At 71.3% G+C, this 16,947-nt stretch carries 16 protein-coding genes and 2 pseudogenes; 8 read left to right on the top strand and 10 right to left on the bottom strand.

Annotation, left to right across the window (positions count from 1 at the left end):
- Positions 1-163 precede the first annotated feature (163 nt).
- Positions 164-1,753 carry an LCP family protein gene (locus ABZ478_RS22070; RefSeq protein ID WP_359552004.1) on the top strand — a complete coding sequence of 530 codons (1,590 nt, stop codon included), beginning with the start codon at positions 164-166 and terminating at the stop codon, positions 1,751-1,753.
- Positions 1,754-1,817: 64 nt separating this feature from the next.
- On the opposite strand, the gene ABZ478_RS22065 is transcribed toward ABZ478_RS22070, so the two are convergent.
- Positions 1,818-2,846 carry a glycosyltransferase family 2 protein gene (locus ABZ478_RS22065; RefSeq protein ID WP_359552002.1) on the bottom strand — a complete coding sequence of 343 codons (1,029 nt, stop codon included), beginning with the start codon at positions 2,844-2,846 and terminating at the stop codon, positions 1,818-1,820.
- A gap of 295 nt (positions 2,847-3,141) precedes the next feature.
- On the opposite strand from ABZ478_RS22065, the gene ABZ478_RS22060 reads away from it, so the two are divergent.
- Positions 3,142-4,527 carry an LCP family protein gene (locus ABZ478_RS22060; protein ID WP_359552001.1) on the top strand — a complete coding sequence of 462 codons (1,386 nt, stop codon included), beginning with the start codon at positions 3,142-3,144 and terminating at the stop codon, positions 4,525-4,527.
- Positions 4,528-4,622: 95 nt separating this feature from the next.
- Here ABZ478_RS22060 and ABZ478_RS22055 read toward each other — a convergent pair whose 3' ends face one another.
- Positions 4,623-5,171 carry an acyl-CoA thioesterase gene (locus ABZ478_RS22055; RefSeq protein ID WP_358928958.1) on the bottom strand — a complete coding sequence of 183 codons (549 nt, stop codon included), beginning with the start codon at positions 5,169-5,171 and terminating at the stop codon, positions 4,623-4,625.
- 119 nt (positions 5,172-5,290) lie between these two features.
- Between ABZ478_RS22055 and ABZ478_RS22050 the strand changes: the two genes are divergently transcribed.
- Positions 5,291-6,586, top strand: a complete 1,296-nt coding sequence (locus ABZ478_RS22050; RefSeq protein ID WP_359551999.1) for an LCP family protein — start codon at positions 5,291-5,293, stop codon at positions 6,584-6,586.
- On the opposite strand, the gene ABZ478_RS22045 is transcribed toward ABZ478_RS22050, so the two are convergent.
- The 3 genes from ABZ478_RS22045 to ABZ478_RS22035 all read right to left on the bottom strand — a co-directional run bounded on the left by ABZ478_RS22045 (position 6,583) and on the right by ABZ478_RS22035 (position 9,154).
- Entirely contained in the window at positions 6,583-7,401 is an 819-nt protein-coding gene (locus ABZ478_RS22045; protein ID WP_359551997.1) for a class I SAM-dependent methyltransferase, read from the bottom strand. The two genes, ABZ478_RS22050 and ABZ478_RS22045, sit on opposite strands and share 4 nt — an antisense overlap.
- A gap of 71 nt (positions 7,402-7,472) precedes the next feature.
- Positions 7,473-7,835 carry a four-helix bundle copper-binding protein gene (locus ABZ478_RS22040; protein WP_359551995.1) on the bottom strand — a complete coding sequence of 121 codons (363 nt, stop codon included), beginning with the start codon at positions 7,833-7,835 and terminating at the stop codon, positions 7,473-7,475.
- A gap of 161 nt (positions 7,836-7,996) precedes the next feature.
- Positions 7,997-9,154: an acyl-CoA dehydrogenase family protein gene (locus ABZ478_RS22035; RefSeq protein ID WP_359551993.1), complete on the bottom strand. Its 1,158-nt coding sequence runs from the start codon at positions 9,152-9,154 to the stop codon at positions 7,997-7,999.
- Between the two features lie 180 nt (positions 9,155-9,334).
- Here ABZ478_RS22035 and ABZ478_RS22030 point away from each other — a divergent pair, with 180 nt between their 5' ends.
- Positions 9,335-10,678: a UDP-glucose/GDP-mannose dehydrogenase family protein gene (locus ABZ478_RS22030; protein ID WP_359551991.1), complete on the top strand. Its 1,344-nt coding sequence runs from the start codon at positions 9,335-9,337 to the stop codon at positions 10,676-10,678.
- A gap of 92 nt (positions 10,679-10,770) precedes the next feature.
- Here ABZ478_RS22030 and ABZ478_RS22025 read toward each other — a convergent pair whose 3' ends face one another.
- The gene (locus ABZ478_RS22025; RefSeq protein ID WP_359551989.1) at positions 10,771-11,304 is read right to left on the bottom strand and encodes a CGNR zinc finger domain-containing protein; all 534 of its coding nucleotides are present in this window, start codon (positions 11,302-11,304) and stop codon (positions 10,771-10,773) included.
- A 114-nt stretch (positions 11,305-11,418) separates the two neighbouring features.
- On the opposite strand from ABZ478_RS22025, the gene ABZ478_RS22020 reads away from it, so the two are divergent.
- Both ABZ478_RS22020 and ABZ478_RS22015 read left to right on the top strand, forming a co-directional pair.
- Positions 11,419-11,775: a VOC family protein gene (locus ABZ478_RS22020; RefSeq protein WP_358928946.1), complete on the top strand. Its 357-nt coding sequence runs from the start codon at positions 11,419-11,421 to the stop codon at positions 11,773-11,775.
- A gap of 14 nt (positions 11,776-11,789) precedes the next feature.
- Positions 11,790-12,191 carry a VOC family protein gene (locus ABZ478_RS22015; RefSeq protein ID WP_359551988.1) on the top strand — a complete coding sequence of 134 codons (402 nt, stop codon included), beginning with the start codon at positions 11,790-11,792 and terminating at the stop codon, positions 12,189-12,191.
- A 27-nt stretch (positions 12,192-12,218) separates the two neighbouring features.
- Here the strand turns inward: ABZ478_RS22015 and ABZ478_RS22010 are convergent.
- A pseudogene (locus tag ABZ478_RS22010) lies at positions 12,219-12,401 on the bottom strand (membrane dipeptidase); the annotation flags it as partial.
- A 299-nt stretch (positions 12,402-12,700) separates the two neighbouring features.
- Complete coding sequence (locus ABZ478_RS22005; RefSeq protein ID WP_359552058.1) at positions 12,701-13,888, bottom strand: dipeptidase; 1,188 nt, start codon at positions 13,886-13,888, stop codon at positions 12,701-12,703.
- A gap of 161 nt (positions 13,889-14,049) precedes the next feature.
- Between ABZ478_RS22005 and ABZ478_RS22000 the strand changes: the two are divergent.
- Positions 14,050-14,332, top strand: a pseudogene (locus ABZ478_RS22000) (RNA-guided endonuclease TnpB family protein); the annotation flags it as partial.
- Positions 14,333-14,547: 215 nt separating this feature from the next.
- Here ABZ478_RS22000 and purE read toward each other — a convergent pair.
- Together purE and ABZ478_RS21990 are read right to left on the bottom strand one after the other, a co-directional pair.
- Entirely contained in the window at positions 14,548-15,072 is a 525-nt protein-coding gene (gene purE, locus ABZ478_RS21995; RefSeq protein ID WP_359551986.1) for a 5-(carboxyamino)imidazole ribonucleotide mutase, read from the bottom strand.
- Positions 15,069-16,229 carry a 5-(carboxyamino)imidazole ribonucleotide synthase gene (locus ABZ478_RS21990; RefSeq protein WP_358928940.1) on the bottom strand — a complete coding sequence of 387 codons (1,161 nt, stop codon included), beginning with the start codon at positions 16,227-16,229 and terminating at the stop codon, positions 15,069-15,071. Before ABZ478_RS21990 ends, purE begins: the two co-directional genes overlap by 4 nt.
- Positions 16,230-16,411: 182 nt before the next feature.
- Here ABZ478_RS21990 and ABZ478_RS21985 point away from each other — a divergent pair, with 182 nt between their 5' ends.
- On the top strand, positions 16,412-16,921 hold the full coding sequence (locus tag ABZ478_RS21985) for a GtrA family protein (RefSeq protein ID WP_359551984.1): 510 nt from the start codon (positions 16,412-16,414) through the stop codon (positions 16,919-16,921).
- The last annotated feature ends 26 nt before the right edge of the window (positions 16,922-16,947 follow it).

The following is a 16,947-nucleotide window of genomic DNA, read 5'->3' as shown; positions in this document are numbered from 1 at the left end:
AGTTCAGGCACTTCATAGTTCAGCGTGGTTCACAGGTAACCCATCGGGTCCGTCGTGCGTCTAACCCGACGCGGGACGGACCCGTTGCATGGCGCAAGTGGGGGAGGGCAGGGAGTTGGCGCAGAGCGGTGTGCGGGGGGAGCCTCCCGCGGTCGAGGACACGATGTCGCTCACGACGCGGACGGCGGGCGCGCCTGCGGGGTCCGGACGGCATGGTGGGGGGCGTCGGGGTGGCGGCCCGAAGACGGACCGGCGGCCGCGCCGACGGCGCGCGCTGCGCTGGTCGGCGATCGTGCTGGCCGTGGTGATACTCGGCACCGCGGGTGCCGGCTATCTGTACTACGAGCATCTGAACGGCAACCTGCAGAAGGGCCGGCGCAGCAACGCCGACGACTCCAAGGCGCAGCGGACCCGCCCGAACGCGGCCGGCCAGACACCGCTGAACATCCTGCTGATCGGCTCCGACAGCCGTAACTCGGACGCGAACGTGGCGCTCGGCGGCAGCAAGGACAACCGCGGGAACCCGCCGCTCGGCGACGTGCAGATGCTCATCCACCTCTCCGCGGACCGCAAGAGCGCCGCGATGGTGAGCATCCCGCGGGACACCCGCGTCGACATCCCCAAGTGCGAGGACCCGAAGACCGGCAAGTCGTACCCGGCGACCAACGACATCATCAACACCTCGCTGGCCCGGGGCGGCGCCGGCTGCACGCTGGCCACCTGGGAGAACCTCACCGGGGTCTACATCGACCACTGGATGACGATCGACTTCGCGGGCGTGGTCCGGATGGCCGGCGCCATCGGCGGCGTCGAGGTCTGTGTGAACCAGAACGTCTGGGACCGCTCGACGCCCAGTCAGCGGGGCGGCTCCGGACTGAAGCTGAAGGCCGGGCGGAAGAAGATCAAGGGCGTGCAGGCCCTGCAGTGGCTGCGCACGCGGCACGCCTGGGGCAGCGACCTGATGCGGGCCCGCGCCCAGCACATGTACCTGAACTCGATGATGCGGACGCTGAGGCAGCAGAGCGTCTTCACCGACACCGGCCGGCTGACGGACCTGGCCGAGGCGGCCACCAAGTCGCTGACGGTGTCGGAGGAGATCGGCACCGTCAAGAAGCTCTACGACCTCGGCATGGAGCTGAAGTCGGTGCCGTCCGACCGCATCACGTCGGTGACGATGCCCAACGTCGAGGACCCGGTGAACGGCTCGCACGTGGTGCCGGAGAAGGCCGGCGCCGACAAGATGTGGCAGATGCTCCGCGACGACGTGCCCTTCGACAAGAACGGCAAGGAAGCGAAGAAGAAGGACAAGGCCGAACCGGCCAAGACCCCTTCGACGGACGCGGCCCGGCTCGGCGTGCTCGTCCAGAACGCCACCCAGTCCTCGGCCGGACCCGCGGTGCAGGGCCGGGCGCGCGCGATCGGCCAGGTCCTCGTGCAGCACGGGTACGCCGGGGCGGACACCGACACCTCGGCGGCGGTCTCGGCGGACGAGACCGTCGTGCGCTACCCGAGCGCCGAACTGCAGGGCGACGCACAGGCCGTGGCCAAGGCGCTGGGCATCCCGGTGAGCCAGGTGAAGCGGTCGACCGACGTGTCCGGGGTCACCGTCGTCGTCGGCGCGGACTGGCGCACGGGCTCCGTCTACCCGAAGAAGTCGGCCCCGAAGGCCGGCGACCTGCCGAGCAACTCCGACGCCCTCAACGGCTCGGACACCTCCAAGTGCATGGACGTGTACAAGCCCTACCAGTGGTAGCGCGGTGAGCGCATGAGAAGAGGGCCCCGCCTCGGACAGGTGGGGCCCTCTTCGTGTTCCGTCGTCAGCGGGGTTCGAGCACCGCCGGGCGCCGCGAGGCGATCACCCGCTTCGCCAGCGACCTGGGGCTGGTCAGGAAGCCCCAGCCCCACGTCATGTGCATGGTCGCCAGAGCCACCGGTATGCGCAGCCGGGCCTTGAGGGGCAGCCCCTTGCCCGCCGGGACCGAGCCCGCCAGGATCGCGGCCAGATAGCCGCCGGGTATCAGCAGACCCCACGGGGTCAGGGCGGCGCCCACCACCAGGCCCGCGGCGATCGCGCACACCGCCGTCGGCGGGGCGAGGTAGCGCAGGTTGATCGAGCCCTCGTGGTACCGGGCCACGACATGGCGCCAGCGGCCGTAGTCCTTGTACTGCTTGGCCAGCGCCTTCACGCTGGGCCGCGGCCGGTACGACACCCTCAGCTCCGGCGAGAACCAGATCAGGCCGCCCGCCTCCCGGATGCGGAAGTTCAGCTCCCAGTCCTGGGCCCGGATGAACTCCTCGTTGTAGCCGCCCTGCTGCTCCAGGGCCTCGCGGCGGAACACCCCGAGGTAGACCGTCTCGGCGGGGCCCGCCTGGCCACCGGTGTGGAAGGCCGCGTTACCGACGCCGATCTTCGAGGTCATGGCGGCGGCGACCGCGTGCTCCCAGTCGTTCTCGCCCTCGGCGTGCATGACACCGCCGACGTTCTGCGCGCCGGTCTCCTCCAGGAGCCGGACGGCGGTGGCGATGTAGTTCGGCGAGAGCATGCCGTGGCCGTCGACGCGGACCACGATCGGATGCCGGGAGGCCTTGATCGCCGCGTTCAGCGCGGCGGGGGTGCGGCCGGTCGGGTTCGGGACGGTGTGTACGCGGGGATGTTCCGCGACCAGCTCGGCGGCGATCTCGTCCGTACGGTCCGTGGACGGACCGAGGGCGATCACGACCTCCAGCTCGCCGGCGTACTCCTGCGCGAGGATCGCTTGGACGGCCCCGCGCAGATGCCGCTCCTCGTTGAGGACGGGCATGATCACAGACACGGCGGGGTGCCGCACGTCGGGCTTGGTGTTCATAGGGGGCTCACGTTACCGCGAACGGGGGACACCGGTGCGCGCCGCCGGGGCCGATCGGCGGGCTGAGGATCGTATCGCCCTACCGTGCTCACGGATCCCACGTACGGCCGTCGTCCGGAGGTTCCCTTTGCCCAGCCCGCCACGGTCCCCCTCCCCCGCCGCCAAGGGTGTGGGAGACGCCACCAGGCCGCAACGCCGGCCTCAGCCGTCCCCCCGCGTGCCCAGGCCGCCCCGGCCGCCCCGGCCTGGCCGGCCGGCCGGCCGGGCGATGCGGCCCAGGCGGCCGCGCTGGGCGATGCGTGCGGTGACCACACTGTCCGTGGTCGTCCTCGCCTCGGCCGGGATCGGCCACGCGGTCGTCACCAGCCTGGACGCCGGCATCACCCGGGTCGACGCCTTCAAGGACATGAAGAACCGGCCCCGGGCGGGGCACGGCACGAACGTCCTGCTGGTCGGCACCGACGGCCGCGACAAGATCGGCGACCGGGAGCGGCGGGCGTACCACCTCGGCGGCCAGCCCTGCCACTGCACCGACACGATGATGATCGTGCACATCTCGGCGGACCGGGAGCGGGCGAGCGTGGTGAGCCTGCCCCGCGACTCCTACGCCGAGGTGCCCGCGCACACCGACACGGCCACCGGCCGGCAGCGCGCCGCGCACCCCGCCCGGCTGAACGCGGCCTACGCTGAGGGCGGTCCCCAGCTGACCATCAGCACCGTGGAGAACATGACCCATGTGAAGATCGACCACTATCTGGAGGTCGACTTCACCAGCTTCATGAGGACCGTGGACGTGCTCGGCGGCGTCCGGGTCTGCACGGCGACACCGCTGAAGGACTCGTACACCGGACTCGACCTCGCGCCCGGCACCCACACCCTCATGGGCGGGCAGGCACTGCAGTACGTGCGCGCCCGGCACGTCGACGGGGCGAGCGACCTGGGCCGGATGAAGCGGCAACAGCACTTCCTGGCCGCGCTGATCGACCGGGCCACCTCCTCCGGGGTGCTGCTGAACCCCATGCGGTTCCGGGACGTGACCCGGGCGGTGCTCGGCTCGGTCCGCGCCGACGTGGGCTTCGGCACCGACGAGCTGCTCGACCTCGGCCGGGCGATGCGGAACTTCTCCCCGTCCTCCTCCGAGTTCACCACCGTGCCCATCGGGCAGATGAACTACCAGGTCAAGGGGCTCGGCTCGACCCTGAAGTGGGACGACGCGACGTCCGGCGCGCTCTTCGCGGCGCTGCGCGAGGACAAGCCGCTCAGCGCGGAACGGCCGCGGCCCGCCGTCGGGCCGGTCCCGGTGGAGGTCGACCCGCGGCGGATCCGGGTCCAGGTGGAGAACGGCACCCGCACCGAAGGGGTCGCCAAACGGCTCGACGCGGCGCTCGCCGCGGTGGGCTTCGCCGCCACCCACCGGCCGGTCACCGCGGCCGCCCACGACGTCTCGCACACGGTGATCTCCTACGACCCCCGCTGGGACCGCTCGGCCCGCTCCCTGGCGGCGGCCCTGCCCGGCAGCGAGCTGCGCGCGGTGCGCGGCCAGGGGCCGCTGATGAAGGTGACCACCGGGTCCGACTTCCTGGACGCCCGCAAGGTGCGCAAGGTGCGGACCGGGGACCCGGCGAGGCCGGAGCACAGCGTGGTGCGCGGCAACGAGGTGGTGTGCTCGCGGGACACCTGATCCGTCGCCCCGACCGGCGCGGGAGCGGTGAGCGGCTCACCGGCGCGGGCCGCGGCCCGGCGGTCACCGGCCGGCGCCGGGCCCGCCGCGCCGGGTCAGTCCTCGAAGCCCTCCGCCGCCCGCTTCTCGCGCAGCTCGCGGATCGCGCGGCGGCGGGCCAGGCGGTGGGTGCGGCGGATCTGCGCCTCCTGGTTGCGGCGGCGGTCGCGGTCGGTCTCCGGGTGCACCTGCGGCACCCGGCGCGGCTTGCCGTCGGCGTCCACGGCCGCGAAGACCAGGTAGGCCGAGCCGACCTGGGTGGCGGGGGCCGACTCGTTCCAGCGTTCGGCGAGCACCCGCACACCGATCTCCATCGAGGTCCGGCCGGTCCAGTTCACCTGGGCCTTCACATGCACCAGATCACCCACGCGGACCGGCTCGAGGAACACCATCTCGTCCATGGACGCGGTGACGGCGGGTCCGCCGGAGTGCCGGCCGGCCACGGCGCCCGCGGCGTCGTCGACCAGCTTCATGATCACCCCGCCGTGCACCGTCCCCAGCAGGTTGGTGTCGTTGTGGGTCATGATGTGGCTGAGCGTGGTGCGGGAAGCGGATGTGGGCTTGCCCGGGATGTCCGGATCCGCGTCCGGGGCCTGATCTGTCATGGCCCCTACCTTATGACGAAGTGACATTCGCGGAATTTGTGTCAGCTTCGCAACAGCGCCGCCCTTATTTTCCGACAACCCTTGTGGGGCACACTCCCCCGACCTGCACACTGGGGCGCATGAATGACTGGCCCCAGGGATGGTCCGACGACAACCGCGGCCCGCGCTACGGACGCGGCAGCGGCGGTGCGCAGCCGGAAGGCGCCCGCGTGATGCGTCAGGTGCAGCGCGGCCCGGCGGTACCGCCCGGCCGGCGCCCGTACGGCACGCCCGGCCCGTCGGCGCCGCCCTACGGCGCCGGGGTCCCGCAGCAGCCGTCGTACGTCGACGGACAGGGATACGACGACTACGACAGCGGCTACAACACCGGCCAGGTCTACGGGGGAGGCGGCCCCGGCGGCCCCGAGGAGCCCTACGGCAGAGGCCCCCGCCCCGCCCCGAACTGGCGGCGGCGGATCAAGCTGACGGCCCTGACGCTCGTGACTGTGCTCATCGTCACGTCGGTGGCGACCTACTTCTGGGCCGACTCCAAGCTGAACCGGGACGTCGACCTCTCCAAGGTCATCGACCGGCCCGAGACCGGCGAGGGCACCAACTACCTGATCGTCGGCTCCGACAGCCGCAAGGGCATGACGGCCGAGGACAAGAAGAAGCTGCACACCGGCTCCGCGCCGGGCCAGCGCACCGACTCGATGATGATCCTGCACGTCGGCGGCAACGGCGACACCCTGATCTCGCTGCCGCGCGACTCCGACGTGGCGATCCCCTCCTACAAGGGGTCGACGTCCGGGAAGGTCTACGCGAACCAGGGCCGCCACACGAAGCTGAACGCGGCCTACGCCGAGGACGGCCCGACCCTGCTGGTCCGCACGATCGAGTTCAACACCGGCCTGCACATCGACCACTACGTGGAGATCGGCTTCGGCGGCTTCGCGAAGATCGTGGACGCGGTGGGCGGTGTCGAGATGAACCTCGACCAGGGATTCAAGGACAAGTGGTCGGGCGCCGACTTCAAGGCCGGCAAGCAGACCCTGAACGGCGAGCAGGCCCTGGCCTTCGTCCGCACCCGGCACGCCTTCGCGGCGAGCGACCTGCAGCGCACCAAGAACCAGCAGAAGTTCCTGGCCGCGCTGGCCCACCAGGTCGCCACCCCGTCGACGATCCTCAACCCGTTCAAGTTCTACCCGACCATGGGCGCCGGCCTGGACTCCCTCACCGTCGACAAGGACATGAGCCTGTGGGACCTGGCGTCGATGTTCTGGGCGATGAAGGGCGTCAGCAGCGGTGACGGCAAGTCCATGAACATGCCGATCTCCGGCTCCTCCGGCGGCAACCTCGTCTGGGACAAGGCGAAGGTGAAGACCCTGGTGGACGAGCTGAAGAACGACGAGACGGTGACCGTCTCCGGCAACTAGGCGGTCCCGGAGGCCAGCAGCGCGACATGGGGAAGGGCGAGCAGCCCTTCCCCTTCGTCGTACCGGGCGCACAGCCGCTCGTACTCGCGCCGGACGCGTCCGGTGGTCTCCGCGTCCTGCGAGGTCACGACCAGACCGACGGTGCCGACCCCGGCGGCCACCCCGCCCCACCACTCCCCGGCGGTCGCCCGGTGGTTCCACTCCAGCTCCTCCGCCCCGGCACCGCCGAAGCCGGCCTCCGAGAGCAGCCCGGCCAGGCCCCGGGGGGTCCGCTCGAAGTCCTCGTCCGGCGCGAGGCGGGGCAGGTACGACGGCGGGACCGCGCCGCCCGCCGCGCACGCGGCACCGAGCAGCTCCTGCCCGCCCCCGCGCCGGGCGCCCCACAGCGTCACCGCGAGCCGACCTCCCGGCCGCAGCACCCGCCGCAACTCGGCGAGGGCGGTGCGCGGACGGCCCACGTGGTTGAGCACGAAGTTCCCGACGACCGCGTCGAACTCGCCATCCTGGAAAGGCAGGTCGGGCAGGACCGCCACCTCGGCGGCCACCCCGCGCCGACGCGCCTCGGCGACCATCCCGGCGTCGGCGTCCACGGCCCGCACCAGCGCGCCCCGCTCCGCCGCCGCCAGCGCGGCCGTGCCCGTCCCGGTACCCACGTCGAGCACCCGGGTCCCCGCGCCGACGCCTGCGGCGTCCAGCAGGGTGGGCACGGTGTGAGCGCACAGGCGCCCGAAGCTCATGGCGTACGCCTCGGTCCGCCCGGCCCACATGGTCCGTTCGGCGGCGTCGAAAGCCGTCGTCGCATCCGTATCGGTCATGCGCCCAGCCTGCCGTACAAACGATCAAGGGCACCCCGTGGGTGCCCTTGATCACACGCAGGCGCGCGAGGTCACATCCGGGCGCCCGCCATCGTCCGGCACATCTCCGCGCAGCGGCGACACGCCTCGGCGCAGCGCATGAGCTGCTGGTCGTCCGGCATGGACATACACGCCTCGACGCACATGTCGCAGGCCTTGGCGCACATCGCGCACATCTCCTGGGCCATGGGCGAGCGGCGCATCATCATGTCGGAGCACATGCGGGTCATCTCGGAGCAGTCCATGAGCGCGCGCATGATCTGCATCTGGGGCTGGCCGCCCATGTGCATGCAGGAGCTCATGGTCTCCTCGCACATGGTGTGCGCCGTCATGCAGGCCTCGACGCAGTCCTGCATCTCCTTGCTCATCGGGGTCATGGTTCCGGGCTGGGTCATGGCTCCTCCTGGGAAGGCTGGGACCCGGATCGGGCCCCGTGTGCTTCCGTCCTACGCCCACCCACCCCGGCCCGCATGTGACCGACCGGTCGTAAGGCCCCCCGGGACAGACGGAAGGCGCCCCGTGGGGCGCCTTCCGAGGAGAGCGGAACCGCGACCGGCTACGGCAGGTTGCGCGCCATGACGATGCGCTGGACCTGGTTGGTGCCTTCGTATATCTGGGTGATCTTCGCGTCGCGCATCATGCGCTCCACCGGATAGTCGCGGGTGTAGCCGTAGCCGCCGAGGAGCTGGACGGCGTCGGTGGTGACCTCCATCGCCGTGTCCGAGGCGAAGCACTTGGCGGCGGCGCCGAGGTAGGTGAGGTCGGCGTCGCCGCGCTCGGAGGCGGCGGCGGCCTGGTAGGTGAGGGCGCGGGCCGCCGAGATCTTCATGGACATGTCCGCGAGCATGAACTGGATGCCCTGGAAGTCGGCGATCGGCTTGCCGAACTGCTTGCGCTCCTGGACGTAGCCCTTGGCGTAGTCGAGGGCGCCCTGGGCGACACCGAGCGCCTGGGCGGCGATGGTGATGCGGGTGTGGTCCAGGGTCTTCATGGCGGTGGCGAAGCCGGTGCCCTCCTCGCCGATCATGCGGTCGGCGGGGATGCGGACGTTGTCGAAGTAGACCTCGCGGGTCGGGGAGCCCTTGATGCCGAGCTTCTTCTCCGGGGCGCCGAAGGAGACGCCCTCGTCCGACTTCTCGACCACGAACGCCGAGATGCCCTTGGAGCGCTTGGCGGGGTCCGTGACCGCCATCACCGTGTAGTACTCGGAGACGCCCGCGTTGGTGATCCAGCGCTTCACGCCGTTGAGGATCCAGTGGTCGCCGTCGCGGACCGCCTTGGTCTTCATGCCGACCGCGTCCGAGCCCGCCTCCGGCTCGGAGAGGCAGTACGAGAACATCGCGTCGCCCTTGGCGAGCGGGGTCAGGTACTTCTTCTTCAACTCCTCGCCGCCTGAGAGGATCACCGGCAGGGAGCCCAGCTTGTTCACCGCGGGGATCAGGGAGGAGGAGACGCAGGCGCGGGCGACTTCCTCGATCACGATGACCGTGGCGAGCGCGTCGGCGCCGGCGCCGCCGTACTCCTCGGGGACGTGCACGGCGGCGAGGTCGTTCGCCACGAGCGCGTCGAGGGCCTCCTGGGGGAAGCGGGCCTCCTCGTCGACCGCCGCGGCGAACGGCGCGATCTTCGCCTCGACCAGCGAGCGGACGGCGTCCCGGAGCATGTCGTGCTCCTCGGACGGGCGGTACAGGTCGAAGTCAGCCGTTCCGGCCACGGTCTCTCACGCTCCAAAGACACAGTGATACTGACGCTAATTACCGTTAAGTAACTCAAATTTTAGTGGGCCGCCCGGAACCCGCCTACGTGAGCTTGGCGACAGCGGGGAAAATGCCCGGTGGGCGGCCCGACTATGCTCAGGCACCGCATGACCGAGTCCCCGAGCTGGAGCGCACCCATGAGCCTGAAGATCACCGTGATCGGCACCGGCTATCTCGGCGCCACGCACGCCGCGGCCATGGCCGAGCTGGGCTTCGAGGTGCTGGGGCTCGACGTCGTGCCCGAGAAGATCGCCATGCTGGAGCGCGGCGAGACCCCGATGTACGAGCCGGGGCTCGAGGAGCTGCTGCGCAGGCACGTGACGGGCTTCGAGGGGTCCTCGGGGCGGCTGCGGTTCACCACGGACTGGGCCGAGGTGGCCGAGTTCGGCGATGTGCACTTCGTGTGCGTGAACACTCCGCAGCGGCACGGGGACTACGCGGCCGACATGTCGTACGTCGACGCGGCCATCGCCTCGCTCGCCCCGCATCTGCGCGGCCCGGCGCTGGTGGTCGGCAAGTCGACCGTGCCGGTGGGTTCGGCGGACCGGCTGGCCGACTACCTCGCGGAGCACGCGCCCGCCGGCGCGGACGCGGAGCTGGCCTGGAACCCGGAGTTCCTGCGTGAGGGCTTCGCGGTGCAGGACACGCTGCACCCGGACCGGATCGTGGTGGGGGTGCGCAGCGAGCGGGCGGAGAAGCTGCTGCGCGAGGTGTACGCGACGCCGGTCGGCGACGGCGCCCCGTTCGTGGTGACGGACTTCCCGACGGCCGAGCTGGTGAAGACCGCGGCGAACTCGTTCCTCGCGACGAAGATCTCGTTCATCAACGCGATGGCGGAGGTCTGCGAGGCGGGCGGCGGTGACGTGGCGCAGCTCGCGGAGGCCATCGGTTACGACGACCGGATCGGGCGGAAGTTCCTGCGCGCCGGGATCGGGTTCGGCGGCGGCTGTCTGCCGAAGGACATCCGGGCGTTCATGGCGCGCGCCGGTGAGCTGGGCGCGGACCAGGCGCTGACCTTCCTGCGGGAGATCGACTCCATCAACATGCGCCGGCGCGGCCAGATGGTGGAGATGGCCCGGGAGGCGCTCGGGGGCGGCTCGTTCCTGGGCAAGCGGGTGGCGGTGCTGGGTGCCGCCTTCAAGCCCGACTCGGACGACGTGCGGGACTCGCCGGCGCTGAACGTGGCCGGGCAGATCCATCTGCAGGGCGGTCAGGTGACCGTGTACGACCCGAAGGGCATGGCGAACGCCCGCAAGATCTTCCCGACGCTGGGTTACGCGGATTCCGCCCTGGAGGCGGTCCGGGGGGCCGACGTGGTGCTGCACCTGACGGAGTGGCGGGAGTTCCGCGAGCTGGACCCGGCGGCGCTGGGCGAGGCGGCGGCGGCCCGGCTGATCCTGGACGGGCGCAACGCGCTGGACCCGGAGCTGTGGCGGCGGGCCGGGTGGACGTACCGGGCGATGGGCCGCCCGACCGCGTAGCGCCGGCTCCGAGTGCGTTCCGGAGGACGCCGGTTCGGCCGAGGCTCAGTCGGCCGAACCGGCGTCCTCCCGCATTCTGCCCCACTGGGCGGCTATGTGGCCGTCGAACTTTCTGTCGTGTACGGCTCCTTCGCCCGGTACCGGCGCATCTTGGCGCGCGCTCCGCAGACCTGCATCGAGCACCAGCGGCCGCGGCCGGCGGGGCTGCGGTCGTAGTACGCCCAGTGGCAGGTGTCGGCGGCGCAGGCCTTCAGCCGGGTCCAGGTGCCCGCGACCAGGGCCTGGGCGACGGCCGCGGCGACCCGGGAGAGCAGCGGGCCGGTGTCGGCCGGGGCGAGGGCCGCCGAGCCGTCGCCGGGGTCGACGGTGACGTGCAGGGGGGCGTGGGCCAGCAGCTCGCCGAGCGGGGTGACCTCGCGGTGCGGCGGGTGGCCGGCGTGGGCGAGCAGGGTGGCCCGCAGTGACTCGCGCAGGGTGCGGGCGCCGGGCAGTTCGTCCTCGGTGAGCCCGAGGAGCCGCCGGCCGTCGGCCGTGTCGAGCGCGTCCCGCCCGCTCTCGATGTCGAGCGTGTTCACCAGGGACTCGATCAGCGCCAGGCCTTCCGGGGCGGGTGATCGCTCGGTCATGTCCGCCTCTCTTCTCCGCAATCCGGTTGCGACGTTACCCGCCTTGCGGGAGCATGCGGTAACCGTTACCGGATAACCGGGTTCAACGGTAACTCGAACGTCGTGGAGGAAGTCATGGCTCTCGCCAAGCTGGGTGTGGTCGTCCTGGACTGCCCGGACCCGCACGCGCTCGCCGGTTTCTACGCCGAGGTACTGGGCGGCACCCCTGAGGGGGACGCGCAGTGGGTGGACCTGAAGGTGCCGGGCGGGCAGGCGCTCGCCTTCCAGCGGGCCCCCGGACACGTCCCGCCGCGCTGGCCGTCGCCGGACGCCTCGCAGCAGCTGCATCTGGACCTGGTGGTGGAGGACCTGGACGAGGCGGAGAAGGGGGTGCTGGCGCTGGGCGCGAAGCCGCTGGCCGAGCAGGGCGGGAACAGCTTCCGGGTTTACGCCGACCCGGCCGGGCACCCGTTCTGCCTCTGCGCCTGCTGACACCTGGAGGACCCATGGCCATCGCCCGTCTGCGCAGCGTCGTGCTCGACTGCCCCGACCCGCAGGCGCTGGCCGCGTTCTACGCGGCGGTGGCGGGCGGCACTCCGGACGCCGAGGACGACAACTGGGTCGTCCTGCGGGTCCCGGACGGGCCGCGGCTCTCCTTCCAGCGGGCCGAGGGATTCACTCCGCCCCAGTGGCCGCGCGCCGACCGGGACTCGCAGCAGTTCCACCTGGACTTCGACGGCGGGCCGACCTGGACGGACATGGACGCGGCCCACAAGAAGGTCCTCGCGCTGGGAGCCCGGCCGCTGGACTTGGAGGACCGGGAGAAGAAGGACTTCCAGGTGTACGCCGATCCGGCCGGGCATCCGTTCTGCCTGTGCCGGATCGAGCGGCCGGACGGGCTCGACTGACGGCCGCTGGAAGGGCCTGGCCGCCCAGCCGTCCAGCTCCGTGATGCTCGCGGTCGACGGGCCGCGGCGGTGCTGTGCGGTCTTGGCGGTGAAGTCCGCCCTGCGCAGCACCCGCTGGACGTTCTGCCAGGTCAGCAGGGCCAGCTCGGCCAGCTCGGACTCGGCCCAGCCGCGGCGGAGCAGCTCGGCGATCAGCTGGGGGTAGCGGGAGAGGTGTCGTCCTGGTGAGTGGGGCGTTCGGGGGTACCGCCGGGGGCCTTCACCGCCACGTCGGCCACCCTCGTACGGAGGCCTCCGGCCGGGTCCGCGACGAGCCGCCGGACAGGCGGGCCGGCGTACAGGCGGGCCCGCTCACAAGGGCCGGCCGCCGGCCACGCCGAACCACCGAACGAGCGCGACCACCACACGGGCCGGTCCACACGGGCCGGTCCACACGGGCCCGACCACCGGACAGGCAGACCCGCCGGACGGCAGGCCCGCCAAACAGGCCTGCCGTCCGCTGCCTGCCGTCAGGCCCCGGTGCCGTCCAGGGACTCGATCGTGGCGTTGGACGGGGTGCGGGTGGCCCGGAGGTCGCGGGCGACGTCCTCCGCCGCGCCCAGCACGCGTACCGCGTTCTGCCAGGTCAGCTTGGCCAGGTCGGGGCGGGACCAGCCGCGGTCGAGCAGTTCGGCGAGCAGGTTCGGGTAGCCGGAGACGTCGTCCAGGCCGTCCGGGGTGAACGCCGTGCCGTCGTAGTCACCGCCGATACCGAGGTGGTCGATGCCCGCGACCTCGCGCATGTGGTCGAGGTGGTCGGCGACCGTGGACACCGTGGCGACCGGGCGCGGGGTGCTCTCCTCGAAGGCGCGGTGCACCTTCATGGCCTCGGCGGTGGTGTCGAGGTGGTGGAAGCCGTGGGCGCGCAGGTTCGCGTCGGCCGCCGCCGTCCAGTCGACCGCCGCCTGGAGCACGAACTTCGGCACGAACGTCACCATCGCCATGCCGCCGTTGGCGGGCAGCCGCTCCAGGACGTCGTCCGGGATGTTGCGCGGGTGGTCGCAGACGGCCCGGGAGGAGGAGTGCGAGAAGATCACCGGCGCGGTGGAGGTGTCCAGCGCGTCCCGCATGGTCGTCGCCGCCACGTGGGAGAGGTCGACGAGCATGCCGAGCCGGTTCATCTCGCGCACGACCTCGTGGCCGAACGCCGACAGGCCGCCGACGTTGGGCTCGTCGGTCGCGGAGTCCGCCCAGTCGTTGTTGTCGTTGTGGGTGAGCGTCATGTACCGCACGCCGAGTGCGTACAGGCCGCGCAGGGTGCCGAGCGAGTTGGCGATGGAGTGACCGCCCTCGGCACCCATCAGGGAGGCGATCCGGCCGCCCTGCCGCGCCGCCTCCATGTCCGCCGCGGTCAGCGCGGGGGCCAGGTCGGCCGGGTAGCGGTCGATCAGCTGCCGAACGCAGTCGATCTGCTCGAGCGTGGCCGGTACCGCGCCGGGGCGGTCCGAGGGCACGAAGACCGACCAGTACTGGGCGCCGACCCCGCCGGCGCGCAGCCGGGGAAGGTCGGTGTGCAGGTGGGCGTTCTGGTCCGCGGCGATGTCCCGGGCGTCCAGGTCGTAGTTGACCTGGGCACGCAGGGCCCACGGCAGGTCGTTGTGGCCGTCGACCACCGGGAACTCACGCAGCAGCTCGCGGGCCTCGTCCACTGATGTCATGGGCATACCTGTTCCTTACTGGGCCACGGCGTGTTCACGCCGGGGCCATGGGAGAGAAGCGCCCGGACAGCTTCTCAGGAGAGCACGGCCGATGCGCACACCCGTTCACGCGCACACCCCTTTGGGGAGCGGTCGCGGAAACGGGGCACGAGGGCGAGGGCATGGGGGATCCGACGGCGACCGCATCGGCCGGGCACGCTCGCCACACCTACCGGCTGCGCGTCTCGTCGGCCGCCGGCGCCGCGCTGGAGGCCGAGTGGGCCCGTTGCAGGTGGGATCTGGACGAGTGTGTCGCCCGTTCCCCGAAGGCCCACCAAAGCGGCGAGACGTGCGGCCCGGCCGTCTCGACCGCATGCTCACAGCAGCGAGGGCAGGCAATCCCTGGCTGCGGGAAGCAGGTCTGTTCCGCAGCAACAGATCATTCGCGACTTCGGCAAGTCCCGGTGACTTCCGCCCGAAGTTCCTCAGTCGCGCCACGATGGCACGCAAGGCCGCTGCACCACGTGCGGAGCCCTGTCCCCCAGGGACAAGAACTCCGCCCGCGTGATGCTGGTCCGGGCTGGTCCGAACCCGGTTGGCGCTGATCGCGTAAGACTCGACCGCTCGCCGAGCGATCGTGCGGCGTGAGCCGGGAATCCCCCGCTATGGCGGGGGAGCGGTCAATTCCCGAAGCCGAAGCCGCTGCCCGCGCCCTCGACCTTGGTCCGCAGGCGCTTGCCCTTCTCGGTGGCCTGGTCGTTGAGGTCCTGCATGAAGTCGCGCATCCGCTGGAGCAGATCCTCGTCGTGCGCGGCGAGCATGCGGGCCGCGAGCAGACCGGCGTTGCGGGCACCGGCGACGGAGACGGTGGCGACCGGGACGCCGGCCGGCATCTGCACGATCGACAGCAGGGAGTCCATGCCGTCGAGGTACTTCAGCGGGACCGGGACGCCGATGACCGGCAGCGGGGTGACGGAGGCGAGCATGCCGGGCAGGTGGGCGGCACCGCCCGCGCCGGCGATGATCGCCTTCAGGCCGCGCTCGGCCGCCCGCTCGCCGTACGTGATCATCTCGCGCGGCATGCGGTGCGCGGAGACGACGTCGACCTCGTAGGCGATCTCGAACTCGTCCAGCGCCTTGGCGGCGGCCTCCATGACGGGCCAGTCGGAGTCCGACCCCATGACGATGCCAACAACAGGGCTCATTCGGTGATCGTGCCTCTCAGGTAGCCGGCTGCGTGCCGTGCGCGCTCGAGGACGTCGTCCAGGTCCTCGCCGTAGGTGTTGACGTGTCCGACCTTGCGGCCGGGCTTCACGTCCTTGCCGTACATGTGGATCTTGAGCTTGGGGTCGCGGGCCATGCAGTGCAAGTACGCGGAGTACATGTCCGGGTAGTCGCCGCCCAGGACGTTCACCATGACGGTCCACGGGGCGCGCGGCCGCGGGTCGCCGAGCGGCAGGTCGAGGACCGCGCGGACGTGGTTGGCGAACTGGGAGGTGACCGCGCCGTCCTGGGTCCAGTGGCCGGAGTTGTGCGGGCGCATCGCGAGTTCGTTGACGAGGATGCGGCCGTCGCGGGTCTGGAACAGCTCGACGGCGAGGTGGCCGACGACGCCGAGTTCCTTGGCGATGGTCAGGGCCATCTCCTCGGCCCGCAGCGCGAGGTCCTCACCGAGGTCGGGGGCGGGCGCGATGACGGTGTCGCAGACGCCGTTCACCTGCCGCGACTCGACCACCGGATAGGCGACGGCCTGGCCGTGCGGGGAGCGTACGACGTTGGCGGCGAGCTCCCGCACGTAGTCGACCTTCTCCTCGGCGAGGACGGGCACGCCCGCGCGGAACGGGTCGGCGGCCTCCTCGGCGGAGTCGACGACCCACACGCCCTTGCCGTCGTAGCCGCCGCGGACGGTCTTCAGGACGACGGGGAAGCCGTCGCCCTCTGCGCCCTCGGCGAGGCCCTCGCGTGCGAAGGCGGCCACGTCCCGCGGGTCGCTCACGATGCGGTGCCGCGGGCAGGGGATGCCGATCGCGTCGAGCCTCGCCCGCATCACGCCCTTGTCCTGGGCGTGCACGAGCGCGTCGGGCCCCGGGCGCACGGGGATACCGTCCGCCTCCAGGGCCCTGAGGTGCTCGGTGGGTACATGTTCGTGATCGAAGGTGATCACGTCGCACCCGCGCGCGAACTCACGCAGCGTGTCCAGGTCGCGATAGTCGCCGACGACGACATCGTTCACGACCTGTGCCGCGGAATCCTGAGGGGTGTCACTGAGGAGCTTGAACCTGATGCCCAACGGGATGCCGGCTTCGTGCGTCATACGCGCGAGCTGCCCCCCGCCGACCATGCCGACTACCGGGAACGTCACCCCCCTAGCGTATCGGCCACGCCGACCCGCCCGGCCTACCGGCCTCACACCCCCTCTTACCCTGGGCTTTCCCGGCTCTTTCCGACCCGTTCCCAAGCTGTGGCCTCGTCCGCAGGCGCCGGGGGTGCGGCCTGGATAGCATGGCTTGGCTGACGAAACCTACGGACGGGAGCTGCACAGCCATGGAACTACGTTCCTCGGGGCTGCAACGGCTCGTACGCGAGGTGGCCAAGTTCGGTGCCGTCGGCGGTGCCGGTGTCCTCGTCAACCTGGGCGTGTTCAACCTGGTCCGGCACGTCTCCGACCTGCCGGTGGTGCGCGCCAGCGTCATCGCGACCGTCGTCGCCATCGCCTTCAATTACGTGGGCTTCCGTTACTGGACGTACCGGGACCGTGAGAAGAGCGGCCGTACCCGGGAGCTCACGCTGTTCCTGCTGTTCAGCGCGATCGGTCTGGTGATCGAGAACGGCGTGCTGTACCTGGCGACCTACGGCTTCGGCTGGGACAGCCCGCTGCAGAGCAACATCTTCAAGTTCGTGGGCATCGGCGTCGCCACCCTGTTCCGCTTCTGGTCGTACCGCACCTGGGTGTTCCGTGCCATGCCCGCCCGGGAGGCGCTGGCGGGCGCGGAGTCGATCCTGGCGCAGCAGCCCAGGAAGCCCGCGTCCGAGCCCCGGCAGCGCGTGCCGTAGCCGGCTGCCGCAGCCGGTTCCGGGGA

This window comes from Streptomyces sp. NPDC005706 (genome assembly GCF_040631045.1).
GTDB lineage: Bacteria > Actinomycetota > Actinomycetes > Streptomycetales > Streptomycetaceae > Streptomyces.
This window is presented reverse-complemented; position numbering and strand designations above follow the sequence as displayed.